This is a genomic window from Nakamurella leprariae (assembly GCF_016918035.1).
Classification (GTDB): domain Bacteria; phylum Actinomycetota; class Actinomycetes; order Mycobacteriales; family Nakamurellaceae; genus Nakamurella; species Nakamurella leprariae.
This window is the reverse complement of sequence record NZ_JAERWK010000004.1, coordinates 13,648-27,544: the sequence shown is the minus strand read 5'-3', so window position 1 is coordinate 27,544 and position 13,897 is coordinate 13,648. Positions and strand designations below refer to the sequence as shown.

General features: G+C 72.8%; 11 protein-coding genes. 2 read left to right on the top strand and 9 right to left on the bottom strand.

Going from position 1 to position 13,897, the window contains the following annotated elements; genetic code table 11:
- Nucleotides 1–178: 178 nt before the first annotated feature.
- The 5 genes from pgl to tkt form a co-directional block, all read right to left on the bottom strand.
- Entirely contained in the window at nt 179–934 is a 756-nt protein-coding gene (pgl, locus tag JL106_RS02825; RefSeq protein WP_205259179.1) for a 6-phosphogluconolactonase, read from the bottom strand.
- Nucleotides 935–957: 23 nt separating this feature from the next.
- Nucleotides 958–2,073: a glucose-6-phosphate dehydrogenase assembly protein OpcA gene (locus tag JL106_RS02820; protein ID WP_205259178.1), complete on the bottom strand. Its 1,116-nt coding sequence runs from the start codon at nt 2,071–2,073 to the stop codon at nt 958–960.
- A gap of 58 nt (nt 2,074–2,131) precedes the next feature.
- A complete protein-coding gene (gene zwf, locus JL106_RS02815) occupies nt 2,132–3,664 on the bottom strand; it encodes a glucose-6-phosphate dehydrogenase (protein ID WP_205259177.1) in 1,533 nt (510 codons plus the stop codon).
- A gap of 175 nt (nt 3,665–3,839) precedes the next feature.
- Nucleotides 3,840–4,967: a transaldolase gene (tal, locus tag JL106_RS02810; protein WP_205259176.1), complete on the bottom strand. Its 1,128-nt coding sequence runs from the start codon at nt 4,965–4,967 to the stop codon at nt 3,840–3,842.
- A 61-nt stretch (nt 4,968–5,028) separates the two neighbouring features.
- The gene (gene tkt, locus JL106_RS02805) at nt 5,029–7,218 is read right to left on the bottom strand and encodes a transketolase (RefSeq protein ID WP_328841102.1); all 2,190 of its coding nucleotides are present in this window, start codon (nt 7,216–7,218) and stop codon (nt 5,029–5,031) included.
- 663 nt (nt 7,219–7,881) lie between these two features.
- On the opposite strand from tkt, the gene JL106_RS02800 reads away from it, so the two are divergent.
- Together JL106_RS02800 and JL106_RS02795 are read left to right on the top strand one after the other, a co-directional pair.
- On the top strand, nt 7,882–8,871 hold the full coding sequence (locus JL106_RS02800; protein WP_205259182.1) for a heme o synthase: 990 nt from the start codon (nt 7,882–7,884) through the stop codon (nt 8,869–8,871).
- A gap of 20 nt (nt 8,872–8,891) precedes the next feature.
- The gene (locus JL106_RS02795; RefSeq protein ID WP_205259175.1) at nt 8,892–9,275 is read left to right on the top strand and encodes a hypothetical protein; all 384 of its coding nucleotides are present in this window, start codon (nt 8,892–8,894) and stop codon (nt 9,273–9,275) included.
- Between the two features lie 3 nt (nt 9,276–9,278).
- On the opposite strand, the gene JL106_RS02790 is transcribed toward JL106_RS02795, so the two are convergent.
- From JL106_RS02790 to mptB, 4 genes are all read right to left on the bottom strand, one after another.
- Nucleotides 9,279–10,265 carry a COX15/CtaA family protein gene (locus JL106_RS02790; protein WP_205259174.1) on the bottom strand — a complete coding sequence of 329 codons (987 nt, stop codon included), beginning with the start codon at nt 10,263–10,265 and terminating at the stop codon, nt 9,279–9,281.
- A complete protein-coding gene (locus tag JL106_RS02785) occupies nt 10,256–11,095 on the bottom strand; it encodes an ABC transporter permease (RefSeq protein WP_205259173.1) in 840 nt (279 codons plus the stop codon). Before JL106_RS02785 ends, JL106_RS02790 begins: the two co-directional genes overlap by 10 nt.
- The gene (locus JL106_RS02780) at nt 11,092–12,039 is read right to left on the bottom strand and encodes an ABC transporter ATP-binding protein (RefSeq protein ID WP_205259172.1); all 948 of its coding nucleotides are present in this window, start codon (nt 12,037–12,039) and stop codon (nt 11,092–11,094) included. The genes JL106_RS02785 and JL106_RS02780 overlap by 4 nt, the downstream gene beginning before the upstream one ends.
- A 117-nt stretch (nt 12,040–12,156) precedes the next feature.
- The gene (gene mptB / locus JL106_RS02775; RefSeq protein WP_205259171.1) at nt 12,157–13,725 is read right to left on the bottom strand and encodes a polyprenol phosphomannose-dependent alpha 1,6 mannosyltransferase MptB; all 1,569 of its coding nucleotides are present in this window, start codon (nt 13,723–13,725) and stop codon (nt 12,157–12,159) included.
- Nucleotides 13,726–13,897 lie beyond the last annotated feature (172 nt).

Sequence of the window (13,897 nt, the reverse complement as noted above, 5' to 3'; positions counted from 1 at the left end):
GAACGGGCCCAGGACCCCGTCCAACACCAAACCTGATCAACGAGGCAGGCACACGCCGCCCCGCCGACCCCCCATACCCATCACCCAGCCAACACAGCACTTGACCTCAACCTCATAGGTTGCTCAGCCGACGACGTCCGTGCCTTCTGGTCCGCGCCCGGCTTCGCTCGTTCCTCGCTCAGCCGACGACGTCCGGGTCGACCTGAGCCGCGGCGTCCCGGTCCACGAACCACCACGTCGCGCTCCGGCCGATCGCCCCGGCGGCCGGCACGTCCTGCGGTGCCGCACCACCCACGGCCCGGGCCACTGCCTCGGCCTTGCCGCCGCCGGCGGTGATCAGCCACACCTGGTCGGCGAGTCCGATCGCCGGGAAGGTGAGCGAGATCCGGGTCGGCGGCGGCTTCGGACAGTCCCGCACCGCGGTCACCCAGTCCTGCGACGCGGCGGCAGGGGAGTCCGGGAAGATCGACGCGACATGGCCTTCCGGGCCGACCCCGAGCATCAGGACGTCGAACCCACGCTCGAGCACGCCCCGGTCCGCCAGCAGCTGCTGGTACGCGGCGGCCGCCGCGTCCGGATCGTCGCCCAGCGGTCCGTCCACCGGAGCCATGGCATGCACCAGCTCCGGGTCCACCTCGAGCTGGTCCAGGAACGCCTGCCGGGCCTGCCGGTCGTTGCGCTCGTCGTCGTCCGCGGGCACGAAACGTTCGTCGCCCCACCAGAACTCGACGTGGCTCCAGTCGACGGCCGCTCGCGCCGGGGATGCCGCCACCGCGGCCAGCACGCCGATCCCGGTGCCGCCGCCGGTGAGCACCACGCTCGGCACGGTGCCGCCGGCCTGCCGGGAGACCAACTCGGTGATCAGCCGGGCCGCGGTCGCGGCGACCAGAACGTCGACGGACGGGAAGACGGCGATGGACCGGGTGTCGCTCATGGCTGCTCCTCGTGCGGGCCGGGTCAGGGACGGGTGCGGGGGCTCCGAGCCCGGCGGGCCGGGACGGTGGCGTCGGCGACCGGAGCCGCGGGCGCGTCGCGCACGGTGGGCACGGCGGTCCGGGACCGGCGCGGGGCCTTCGTCCGTCCCCCGGACGGCGCCGGAGTCGCGTCACTCGCCGCGGAGTGCGCTCGCCCGGTCGACTCGGGCGCATCCGCGTACTTGGCCACCAGCGCCACCCCGCGGCACAGCACCTCGGCGTAGACGTCGTCCGGCTCGAGCCGGCGCAGCTCCTCGGCGATGCAGTCGCGCAGGCTGCGGCGGGGCAGGGCGACCTCCCGGTCCGGTTGCTCGGTGACCGACAGGGTCGCCGTCCGGGCATCCGGTCGGTGCAGTCGGATGCTGCCCTCGCGGCGGGACAGCGTGACTGTGTGCACCCCGGAGCCGGTGCGCCCGGCCTTGATCCGGCGCACCGGGCAGCGCAGCTGCAGGGCGAGCCAGGCCGCCAGCAGGTCGGTGGAGACCGAGTCGGACGCACCGGCCACCTCCACGGAGGTGACCTTGCCGTGCGGCGGCTGGTCCAGGGCAGCGGCCAGCAGGCCGCGCCAGGTGGTCAACCGCGTCCAGGTCAGGTCGGTGTCGCCGGGCCGGTAGCCGGACAGCCGATCGGCCAGGGCTCCGGCGGTCCGGCGGGTGCCCGCCGAGTCGGTGATCCGGCGGGTGGCCAGGGCTCCGATCGGATCGTCGGCGGGGACGGCCGGTGCGGCACCCGACCACCACGCCACCACCGGTGCATCGGCCAGCAGCAGCGGGACGACGATCGACGCGCCGTGGTCGACCAGGGCGCCGTAGAGCCGCAGCACCACCACCTCGCTGGCGCCGGCGTCACCACCCACCCGGATTTGGGCGTCCATCCGGGGCGCGCCCCGCTTGGAGCCGCGGGCGACCACGATGACGCGGCACGGGTGCTCGAACGACGCGCCGTTGGCCGCCTCGATCGGGTCCTCGGCCGACCCCTCCTCGGTCACGATGACCAGGGTCAGCACCCGGCCCAGGGTGACGGTGCCACCCTTCTCGCGCAGGTCGACCATCGCCTTGTTGATCTTGGACGAGGTCGTGGACGGCAGGTCGATGATCACTGTGCTGCTCCCAGGGCCGCTCGCGGACGGATGGTGTGCGCGGATCGCGGACGGCGCATCACGGACGCCGCCAGGCGCGCCCGTCGCGCGCCATCAGCGCGTCGGCCGACGCGGGGCCCCAGCTGCCCGAGCCGTACGGCTCCGGCTGGGTCCGGGCCTTGGCCCACGCCCGCTCGATCGGGTCGAGGATCCTCCAGGAGAGCTCGACCTCCTCGTCCTGCGGGAACAGCGACGGCTCGCCGAGCAGCACGTCCAGGATGAGCCGCTCGTACGCCTCGGGGGACGCCTCGGTGAACGACTGACCGTAGGAGAAGTCCATGGACACGTCGCGCACCTCCATGGCCGGACCGGGCACCTTGGAGCCGAACCGGATGGTGATGCCCTCGTCCGGCTGCACCCGGATGACCAGCGCGTTGGAGCCCAGTTCCGCGGTGTCGCCCTTGGCGAACGGCAGGTGCGGCGCCCGCTTGAACACGACCGCGATCTCCGAGACCCGTTTGCCCAGTCGCTTACCGGTGCGCAGGTAGAACGGCACACCGGCCCAGCGCCGGTTGTCCACCAGCAGCTTCACCGCGGCGTAGGTCTCGGTCTGGGACGACGCCGCGATGCCCTCCTCGTCGAGATAGCCCGGCACCTTCTCGCCGCCCTGCCAGCCCGCCGCGTACTGCCCGCGGGCGGTGCCGGCCATCAGGTCCTCGGGCAGCCGGACCGCGGCCAGCACCTTGACCTTCTCGCGCCGCAGGTTGGTCGGGTCGAACGAGCCCGGCTCCTCCATCGCGGTGAGCGCCATCAGTTGCAGCAGGTGGTTCTGGATGACGTCCCGGGCGGCGCCGATGCCGTCGTAGTACCCGGCCCGGCCCCCCACGCCGATGTCCTCGGCCTGGGTGATCTGCACGTGGTCGACGTAGTGGGCGTTCCAGATCGGCTCGTACATCTGGTTGGCGAAGCGCAGCGCCAACAGGTTCTGCACCGTCTCCTTGCCCAGGTAGTGGTCGATGCGGAACACGCTCTCGGACGGGAACACGTCCGAGACCAGCGAGTTGAGCTCCTGCGCAGTCTTCAGGTCGGAGCCGAACGGCTTCTCGATGACCACTCGGCGCCACTGGTCCTCGGAGTGGTCACACATGCCGGCCCGCTTGAGCTGCTTGAGCACCACCGGGAACGCGTCCGGGGGGATGGAGAAGTAGAAGGCATGGTTGCCGCCGGTGCCGCGCACCTCGTCCAGGTCGGCGAGGGTGGCGGCCAGGGTGTCGAACGCGACGTCGTCGTCGAAACTGCCCTGCACGAACCGGAACCCCTCGGCCAGGTGCCGCCAGACGTCCTCGGAGAACGGGGTGCGGGCGTACTGCTTGACCGCGTCGTGCACGACCGTGCTGAAGTCCTCCCGGCTCCAGTCGCGTCGGGCGAAACCGACGAGCGCGAACCCCGGCGGCAGCAGGCCGCGGTTGGCCAGGTCGTAGATGGCCGGCATCAACTTCTTGCGCGACAGGTCGCCGGTCACGCCGAAGATGACGATGCCGGACGGCCCGGCGATCCGGGGCAGTCGCTTGTCGCGTGGATCGCGCAACGGATTGGAGAGCGCAGCGGTCATGGGCGGTGCTGGTTCCTTCCACGCCGGATGCCTCGGAGAGGCATCACACCAGGTCGTCCCGGCCCGGGGCCACCGGACCGGACGGCGACGGGGCCCGGTCGGCCGGTGTGGCCGGCCGGGCCCCGTCGTGAGCCGTGCTCACCCGATCGCCGGATGAGCGTGCGGGCGGGCTGGCTCAGCCCTGCTTGGCCTCGTCCAGCGCCGTCTGCACGGTCTGCAGGAGTTCCTCCCACGACTGCTCGAACTTCGACACGCCCTCGTCCTCCAGCACGCTGAAGACATCGGTGACGTCGACGCCCACCGCCTCCAGCGCGCTGAAGGTGGACGACGCGGCGCCGTAGGTCCCGGCGATGGTGTTGCCCCGGATCACCCCGTGGTCGGCGACCGCGTCGATCGTCTTCTCCGGCGCGGTGTTGACCGTGTCGGGGGCGACGAGCTCGACCACGTACTGGGTGTCGTCGTAGGCCGGGTCCTTGACCCCGGTCGAGGCCCACAGCGGGCGCTGGGCGTGGGCGCCGGCCTCGGCCAGCGGCGTCCAGCGGTCCTCGGCGAACTTCTGCTCCCACAGCTGGTAGGCCAGCCGCGCGTTGGCGATCGCGGCCTGTCCGCGCAGCGCGCCGGCCTCCGGCGAACCGATGGCGTCCAGCCGCTTGTCGATCTCGGTGTCGACCCGGGAGACGAAGAAGCTCGCCACCGAGTGGATCTTCGAGATGTCGTGGCCGTTGGCCCTGGCCTGCTCGATGCCGGCCACGAACGCGTCGATGACCGCCGCGTAGCGCTCCAGCGAGAAGATCAGCGTGACGTTGACGCTGATGCCCTCGGCCAGCACGGCGGTGATCGACGGCAGTCCGGCCAGGGTGGCCGGGATCTTGATCAGCACGTTCGGCCGGTCGACGATCTTGGCCAGCTCCTGGGCCTGCGCGGTGGTCCGCTCGGTGTCGTGGGCCAGCCGCGGGTCGACCTCGATGGAGACCCGGCCGTCCACGCCGCCGGTGGCCGCGAAGACGTCGGCGAACAGGTCGCAGGCGTCCCGCACGTCATCGGTGGTGGTGGCCCGGACGACGTCCTCGACGTCGGCGCCCTGGGCGGCCAGCTCGGCGACCTGCTTCCGGTAGGACTCACCGTCCTTGAGCGCGGCGGCGAAGATCGATGGGTTGGTGGTGACTCCGACGATGTGCCGGTCGCGGATCAGCTCGGCCAGGTTGCCGGAGTGCAGGCGCTGGCGGGACAGGTCGTCCAGCCACAGCGAGACGCCGGCGGCGGACAGATCGGCCAGGGGGCCGGAGGACTGCGGTGTGGTCATGTCGCGCTTCCCTTCCGTTCAGTCAGATCAGGTCAGTGGATCCGGGCTGGGCAGGTCCAGCTCACTGCTGACCGAAGGTGTCCAGCACCGCCGGCTGCTGCTTGTCCTTGCTGCTCTCGGTGCTCGGCCCGCTGCCGATGGCGGCCAGCGACTCCTTGGCCGCGGCCACGGCCGCGGCCGAGGTGATGCCGAACTTCTCATACAGCGTCTTGTAGTCGGCCGACGCACCGTAGTGCTCGATCGACACCGGGCGACCGGCGGAACCCAGCCAGCGCCACCACGGCTGCGCGACCCCGGCCTCGACCGAAACACGGGCCTGCACGTCCTGCGGCAGCACGGAGGCGATGTAGTCGGCGTCCTGCACCTCGAACCAGTCCAGGCACGGCACCGAGACGACGCGGGCGTTGATGCCCTCGGCGGCCAGCAGTGCCTTCGTCTCGACCGCGATCTGCACCTCGCTGCCCGAGGCCATCAGGATGACCTTGTTGTCAGAGGAGTCGCCGGCTGCGTCGGCGTCGAAGTCCGCCAGCACGTAGGCGCCCTTGGTGACGCCCTCGTAGGAGGTCCCCTCCAGGGTGGGCACGTTCTGCCGGGTCAGGGCCAGGCCGACGGGACCGGTCTTCCACACCGTCTGCCGCTCCAGCACCGCGCGCCAGGCGAAGACGGTCTCGTTGGCGTCCGCCGGCCGCAGCATCGACAGGTTCGGGATGGCCCGCAGCGCGGCCATGTGCTCGATCGGCTGGTGGGTCGGGCCGTCCTCGCCCAGGCCGATGGAGTCGTGCGTCCACACGTAGGTGACCGGGGCCCCCATCACGGCGGCCAGCCGGACCGCGCCGCGCATGTAGTCCGAGAAGGTCAGGAAGGTGCCGCCGTACGGGCGGGTCGGGCCGTGCATGGCGATCCCGGTGAGGATCGCGCCCATGGCGTGCTCGCGGATGCCGAAGTGCAGCGTCCGGCCGTACGGGGTGGCGTTCCAGTCCTTGGTCGCCGCCGCCTTCGGGCCGGCCGAGTCGGCGCCCTTCATGGTGGTGTTGTTCGACTCGGCCAGGTCGGCCGAGCCGCCCCACAGCTCGGGCAGCACCGGCGCGAGCGCGGACAGCACCTCGCCGGAGGCCTTGCGGGTCGCGACCCCCTTCGGGTCGGCCGGGTAGCTGGGCAGCGCGTCGGTCCAGCCCTGCGGCAGCTCGCGCGCGGTGAGCCGGTCGAACAGCGCCTTGTGCTCGCCCTGGTCGGCGGCCCACTGGTCGAACTCGGCCTGCCAGGCGGTCTTGGCCGCCTCGCCGCGCTCGACGGCCTTGCGGGTGTGCGCGATGACCTCGTCGTCGACCTGGAAGGTCTGCTCCGGATCGAAGCCCAGGATCTTCTTGACCTCGACGATCTCATCGGTGCCGAGGGCGGCGCCGTGCGCCTTGCCGGTGTTCATCAGGTTCGGCGCCGGGTAGCCGATGATGGTGCGGACCTGGATGAACGACGGCTTGTCGGTGACGGCCTTGGCCGCCTCGATGGCCTCCAGGATGGCGACGACGTTCTCGCCGCCATCCACCTTCTGCACGTGCCAGCCGTAGGCCTCGTAACGGGCCGCGACGTCCTCGGAGAGGGCGATGTTGGTGTCGTCCTCGATCGAGATCTCGTTGTGGTCGTAGAAGACGATGAGGTTGCCGAGCTCCTGCCGGCCGGCGATGGACGACGCCTCGGAGGTCACGCCCTCCTCGATGTCCCCGTCGGAGGCGACCACGTAGACGAAGTGGTCGAACGGGGAGGCGCCCTCGGGGGTCTCCGGGTCGAACAGGCCGCGCTCGCGGCGGGCGGCCATGGCCATGCCGACGGCGGAGGCGAGCCCCTGGCCCAGCGGGCCGGTGGTGATCTCGACGCCCTTGGTGTGGTGGTACTCCGGGTGGCCCGGGGTGAGGGAGCCCCAGGTCCGCAGCGCCTTCAGGTCGTCCAGCTCGAGGCCGTAGCCGGCCAGGTACAGCTGGATGTACAGGGTCAGGCTGGAGTGACCGCAGGAGAGGACGAAGCGGTCCCGGGCGGGCCAGTGCGGGTCGGCCGGGTCGTGGCGCATCACCTTCTGGAACAGGGTGTACGCCAGCGGGGCCAGGCTCATCGCGGTGCCCGGGTGACCGTTGCCCACCTTCTGCACGGCGTCCGCGGCCAGCACCCGGATCGTGTCCACCGCACGGGTGTCCAGGTCGGTCCAGTCGTCCGGGACGTGCCGGGTGGTCAACGCTTCGATCTCGGCGGTCGTGGTCACGAACTGATCTCCTTCGTTGCGGGATCGCGTCGGCGCCGGCGGGACGGCCGGGGCCGGTGAGCGCCGGCAGGTCGTGCCGGGCGGTCGGACCGTCCGGGTCGGCTCGATCGAGCGCGGCCGGACGGGAATGTCGAGGACGTTCGGGAGGGCCCGGCGCTGGACCAGTGCGGTGACCGGTCGGTCTCCGGCGGATGCAGTCGGTGCGGTGCGGGCTCCTCGGTGCGAGTGGGTCGGGCGGTCCGGGGCCTCCCGGCCGGCCGGCGGGTCAGCTGCTGGCCGGCCGGTGCGGCGGCGGACTCCAACAGAGCCTAGTCCGTTGCGCACGCCCGTCGCTCAGCGGCGCGGAGGCGAGTTGTCGCAGGTCGCCGCGGTGACGACCGATCCGGCCCGGTTCGCGTGACTGCCGCCGGCCGTCCACTGCCCGGTCATCCCGGCGTCACCGTGAGCGGGCCGATGATCACGTATCGTCGCCGCCGGACCTGCGGCGGACCTGCGCGGAGTCGCGTCCGGACCGGTCCGCGCGCGCCGGTCCGGCGGTGGTGGCGGGTGGAGCACCGCGCGCGTTGCTTAGGATGGTCGGCGGACCACAGACGCCGGCGGCCGCCGGCAGGCAGGAGCAGTCAGCGCGTGGGGATCGCACCTCGGCCCGGGTCGGCCGCCTCGATGGCGCCGGACACGCCCGCGGCCGCCGTTCCTGATCGGGCCACCGGGCCTGCGCTGGTCACCTTCCGCGAGAAGATCGGCGCCTACGTCGCGCTCACCAAGCCGCGGATCATCGAACTGCTGCTCATCACCACCATCCCGGCCATGTTCGCGGCCAACCGCGAGGTGCCGTCGCTGTGGCTGGTGCTGGCGACGCTGGTCGGCGGCACCCTGGCCGCAGGCAGCGCCAACGCGCTGAACTGCGTGGTCGACGCCGACATCGACGCGAAGATGCGCCGCACCCGTGCCCGGCCGCTGGCCCGGCACGTGGTGACGCCGCGCGCCGCGCTGGTGTTCGGGGTGGTGCTGGGCATCCTGGCCGTCGGGTTCCTGTGGGCGACCACCACCTGGCAGGCCGCGGCGCTGGCGCTCACCGCCATCCTGTTCTACGTCTTCGTCTACTCGGTGTGGCTCAAGCGCCGGACCTCGCAGAACATCGTCTGGGGCGGTCTGGCCGGCTGCATGCCGGTCATCATCGGGTGGTCCGCGGTGACCGGGGGACTGGGCTGGGAGGCCTGGGTCTTCTTCGGCGTGATCTTCTTCTGGACGCCGCCGCACACCTGGGCGCTGGCCATGCGCTACCGCGAGGACTACGCCGCGGCCGGCGTGCCGATGCTGCCGGTGGTGGCCACCGAGCACACCGTCATCAAGCAGATCATCATCTACAGCTGGGCCATGGTGGCCTGTTCGCTGCTCCTGGTCCCGGGATCGTCCTGGATCTACGCGGCGGCCGCCGTCCCGGCCGGCCTGGTCTTCCTGGCCCTGGCCCACCGGCTGCACCTGCAGGTGGTCAAGGACGCCCGGTCCGACGACGCGCCGCACGGCACCTCGCCGTTGGCCGGCCAGTTCATGAGCCTGTTCCACTACTCGAACCTGTACCTGACGGCCGTGTCGGTGGCCTGGGCGGTCGACGCCGCCATCGGGCTGCAGACGGTCGGCTGGCCGGGCTGAACCCCGGGAGCACCCGCGACATGAATGAGTCGACCGACGGGGCCGGGTCGGCAGCGCAGGCTGCCGGGCCGGCCCGACGTCGTTCCTGGGGCGGCCTGACCGACGGCTTCCGCGGCGGCCCCGACGACCTGGACACCATCGCCGCGCACGCGCTGACCACCTTCGTCCGGACACACGGCGACGGGTGCGTGGCGGTCGTCCAGCCGCTCGGCCGACCCGGCGCCCGGGTCGTGGTGGTCGCGCCCGACGGTCGCTGGGGCGACGCGGTGGTGTCCACCCAGCAGGTCGGTGAGCAGCTCTGCGAGCGGACCGGCATCACCGTGCAGCAGTGGGACCGGGAGCTGTCCGCCCGGTTGACCCCGACGCCGGCCGACCGCCGACGGATGGCCGGCACCGGCCGGTGAGGCTCAACCCCGGACAGGCACCGCGTCGGCCGGCACGACGGTCCGCTCCCGTGTGGCCAGCACCACCGCGGCCATGGCCGTGGTGAGCGCCACCGCGCCGAAGACGTGCGCCACCACCAGGGCCTCGGGCACGCCGGTGGCGTACTGGACCAGGCCGATGAGCCCCTGGGCCGCGGTCACGGCGATCAGGATGCCCATCCGCACCTGCAGGCGGCGCGGCGCCTTCACCGCGGCGAAGCCGACGGCCATGGCGATGATGAGGCCGAAGTAGCCGAACATCAGATCGGCGTGCAGTTGGGCCAGCATGCGCACCGACACATCGAGCCGCGGCGTCTCCGAGTCGCCCGCGTGCGGGCCGGCCGCGGTGACCAGCGTGCCGGTGATGCACAGCGCGCTGAGCACGACGACGGTGGCCCAGGACAGCAGCCGCAACGGCCGGGGCACCACGGCACGGGCCGGTCCGTCCGGCTCGGCCAGCCGGACGTACACGGCGATGGCGAAGTACAGCAGGACCAGCGAGATGAGCATGTGCGGGGCGACCGTCCACCAGGTCAGCCCGGTCAGCACCACGATGCCGCCCCAGATGGCCTGGAAGATGACGCCGATCGGACCGGCCAGGGCCAACCGCAGCAGCTGCGGCCGGGCCGGACGGGCCCGCCAGATGAGCAGGAAGGTGCCGAGCGAGGCGATCAGCACCACGCCGGTGAGGGTGCGGTTGCCGAACTCGATGAACTGGTGGAAGGCCGAGATCTCGGCCCGCTGCGTGGGCACGAACGACCCCGGGTGGCACTCCGGCCAGGTCACGCAACCCAGACCCGACCCGGTGACCCGGACGGTCGCGCCGGTGACGGCGATGCCGCCGTTGGCCAGGACCGCGGCCAGGGCGAAGGCCCGCTGCAGGCGCAGGTTGGGCGACCACCGACGCCAGGCGGGACCGCCCTCGGGGGTGGCCGTGCGGGAGGACGCGGGGGTGGGGACGTTCAGAGCCATCGGAACCACCGTACGGTGCCGGCCCAGCCGATCACGATCCATCCGGCCAGCACGGCCAGGTGGGTCCAGCTCGGCGCGTGGCCGTGCTGCAGGACCTCACGCAGCCCGTCACTGAGCGCGCCCACCGGGGTGAGCGAGCCGACCGTCTGGAACCACTCCGGGCCGCGGTCCAGCGGCACGATGACGCCGCCGACGCCGACCAGGACGAGCCAGACGACGTTGGCCACCGCGAGCACCGCCTCAGCCCGCAGCAGGCCGCCGACCAGCAGGGCCAACCCGACCAGGGCGGCCGCGCCGAGCAGGACCAGCAGCACCGCCCACAGCGGGTTGCCGTGCGGGTCCCAGCCGAGGAAGGCGGCGATGACGCCCAGCACCACGATCTGGCCGGCGAGCACGGCGAGCACGGCGAGGACCTTGCCGGCGACCAGCTGACCGCGGCCGACACCGGCGGCGGCCAGTCGCCGCAGCACGCCGTACCGACGGTCGAACCCGGTGACGATGGCCTGCGAGGTGAACGCGGTGGACAGCACGGCCAGGCTGAGGATGCCCGGCACCACGGCGTCGACCCGCGGTTCGGGCAGGTCGACGATCGACGACACGGTCATGCCGATGAGTCCGGCCACCGGGATGACCAGGGCCAGCAGCAGCTGCTCGCCGTTGCGCAGGGTGATCCGCAGTTCCAGGCCGGCCAGGGCCAGGGCCCGGCGCCACGCGGCGGCCGGCCGTGGGGCCGGCCGGAAGGTGCCTGGCAGGAACGGCCCCGATCCGGCTGTGGTGCCCGGCACCGGGCGCGCCGACGCCCCGGACGGCACGGCGTCGGTCCTGCTCATCCGCGCACCTCTCGACCGGTCAGCTCCAGGTAGACCTCGTCCAGCGTGCGCCGGCCCACCGACAGGTCCGACGGCAGCACGCCGACCTGGGCGCAGAACGAGGTGACGGTGGCGATGGTGGCCGGGGCGATGTCGCCCTCGACCAGGTACCGGCCACCGGAGGTCTCGCTGATCGCGAAGCCGTCGGGCAGCGCGGTGCGCAGCATGGTCAGGTCCATACCCGGGCGAGCGGTGAACCGCAGCGTGGTCTGTTCGGACGTGGTCAGCTCGTGCGGCGTGCCGTCGGCCACGGCCCGGCCGTGGTCGATGATCAGCACCCGGTCGGCCAGCTGCTCGGCCTCGTCCATCAGGTGGGTGGTGAGCACCACCGCCACCCCGTCGGCGCGCACGGCCCGGACCAGGTTCCAGACCAGTCGGCGGACCTGCGGGTCCATCCCGGCGGTGGGCTCGTCCAGGAACAGCACCTCGGGTCGGCCGACCAGGGCCATGGCCAGGGTGAGCCGCTGCACCTGGCCGCCGGACAGCCGGCGCACCGGCGTCCGGGCCGCCGCGGTGAGCCCCAGGACGTCCAGCAGCCAGTCCGGGTCGATCGGGTCGGCCGAGCACTGGGCCAGCAGCCGCAGCATCTCGCGGGTCCGGGCCGAGGCCTGGGCGCCGCCGGACTGCGGCATCACGCCGATCCGCGGCCGGACCCGGGCGCCGTCGCGCCACGGATCGGCGCCCAGCACCCGGATGGTGCCGGAATCGGGCCGGGCGAACCCGACGCAGGCGTCGATGGTGGTGCTCTTGCCCGCGCCGTTCGGACCGAGCAGGGCCAGCACACTGCCGCGGGGCACCGAGAAGGAGAGGTCGTCGACCGCGGTGACCGAGCCGTAGCGACGGACCAGGTGATCGACGACCAGCGCCGGTTCGCCCGGTCCGGCCGGCGCATCGTCGAGGGTCACGGTCGTCCAGGATAGGCGCCATCAGGCCCGCTCAGACCGCTGATCCGCCCGCCGGCACGCGATGTCCGCCACTGGCGCTCCCGGCACCGGACCGCGCCGCCGACGGCGTGCGGTCGGTCAGGTCGGTGGCCGGCTGCGTGGTAGGCCACCGCGGGCCAGGAAGAACAAGGCCACCGCGGCGACGGCGGCGGCCACCGCGACCGCCCGGACGATGGTGAAGACCGGGATGGTCGCGCCGTTCGGCATGATGATCACCGCGAACAGCACGCTCAGCCAGACGGCCGCCTTGCGCAGCCGCGGCTGCGCCGTCGCGGCGGCGAGCGGGATCACCGCCCACAGCAGGTACCAGGGCTGGATCACCGGGCCGAGCAGCACCACGGCCCCCATGGCCAGGCCCAGGCCGAGCACCGGCTCGATCCGGCCGCGCCAGCTGAACCACATCACCGCGACGCCCAGCAGCAGACCGGCCGCCGTGCCCAGCGGCTGGGTCACCCCGATGGCGGCCTGGGTGTGGTCACCCAGGCCGAGCAGCAGCCCGATGGCGCCGGCGCCGGTGCCCAGGCTGGTCGACACCGACAGGAACGACTGCACGCTGCCCGGTGCGCCGAGCCCGGCGATCCAGCCGATGCCGCCACCGGCCAGCACCGTGGCGGCGGCGAACGCCAGGACCGCCGGGATCCCGATCCGCGCGGCCTGCCGGAACAGATCGGCCCAGCGTCCGCCGGCCCGTCGGGCCAGGGCGATGGCCAGGAAGGGCAGCGCCAGCAGGGCGGTGATCTTGATGGCCGCCGCCAGGCTGATCAGGACCGCACCGAGCAGCACGGCTGCGGTGCCGGTGCCCAGCCGCCGGGTGCAGCCCAGGGCGACGAGCAGCCCGGCCAGCATCAGGCCGATCATCAGCGCCTCGTTGTGCGCGCCGGCCACCAGGTGCAGCAGCACCAGCGGATTCAGCGCGCCGAGCCACAGCGCCGCGACCGGATCGAAGCCGAGCCGGGTGGCCAGCCGGGGCAGCGCCCACACGACGAGGGCGACCCCGGCCAGTTCGACCAGCCGTTGGAGGAGCACCCCGGCGATCACCGAGTCACCGGACACCGCCACCACGGCCCGGGCGACCAGCAGGAAGACCGGGCCGTACGGCGTCGGTGTGTGCTGCCACCGGGCGTCGACCTGGTGGGCGTAGGGGTCGCCGTCGCCGAGCACGTCGTACGGCCCGGACGCGTAGGGGTCGTGACCGGCGGCCATCATCCGGCCGACCGCCAGGTACGAGTAGACGTCGCGGCTGAAGATCGGCGGGGTGACCAGCAGCGGCACCGTCCACATGACCAGGGTGTGGACCAGCTGCCGGCGGGACAACCGTCGGGGCCGCCCGGCCACCGCCAGCCGGCCGATCAGGAACCAGCACAGCACCAGCAGTCCGATGCCACTGGCCGAGCAGGCCAGGGCGGCCGGCCCGACCCGGGACAGCACGCCGAGGATGCGCACGCCGTCCACCGGATTGGGGATCGGCGTGGCCGCGCCGTACGAGGAGCTGGATCCGACCATGAGCAGCAGCGATCCGACCGTGCCCCACCGGCGCAACCGGGACAGCGCGGATCGTTCGGCGGCGTCCAGCGGGGGAGCGGCGGCGGCATGGGACACGCCGCCGGGAATCACGGCCGGGAGTCTAGTGGCGGGCGTGCGGGCCATCGGCGGCTCGTCATCCGGACCGTCCGGACCGGGCTTGGTGAGGCTGGCCTGCGTGAGCGGACGCACAGGCGCCTCCGGCCGTGCACTTTGAATCACCGCCGGAAAAAGAACACACTGGTGTTGTGAAAACCGCCGCCGCACCGATGAGCCGCGCCCCGCGGCCGGACGGCGG

What these genes read in the sequence shown, in the direction of transcription:
- mptB (WP_205259171.1), bottom strand. Translation starts at nt 13,725, where the DNA reads ATGGCCCGCACGCCCGCCACTAGACTCCCGGCCGTGATTCCCGGCGGC.
- tal (WP_205259176.1), bottom strand. Translation starts at nt 4,967, where the DNA reads ATGACCACACCGCAGTCCTCCGGCCCCCTGGCCGATCTGTCCGCCGCC.
- zwf (WP_205259177.1), bottom strand. Translation starts at nt 3,664, where the DNA reads ATGACCGCTGCGCTCTCCAATCCGTTGCGCGATCCACGCGACAAGCGA.
- JL106_RS02785 (WP_205259173.1), bottom strand. Translation starts at nt 11,095, where the DNA reads ATGAGCAGGACCGACGCCGTGCCGTCCGGGGCGTCGGCGCGCCCGGTG.
- JL106_RS02800 (WP_205259182.1), top strand. Translation starts at nt 7,882, where the DNA reads ATGGCGCCGGACACGCCCGCGGCCGCCGTTCCTGATCGGGCCACCGGG.
- pgl (WP_205259179.1), bottom strand. Translation starts at nt 934, where the DNA reads ATGAGCGACACCCGGTCCATCGCCGTCTTCCCGTCCGTCGACGTTCTG.
- JL106_RS02790 (WP_205259174.1), bottom strand. Translation starts at nt 10,265, where the DNA reads ATGGCTCTGAACGTCCCCACCCCCGCGTCCTCCCGCACGGCCACCCCC.
- JL106_RS02795 (WP_205259175.1), top strand. Translation starts at nt 8,892, where the DNA reads ATGAATGAGTCGACCGACGGGGCCGGGTCGGCAGCGCAGGCTGCCGGG.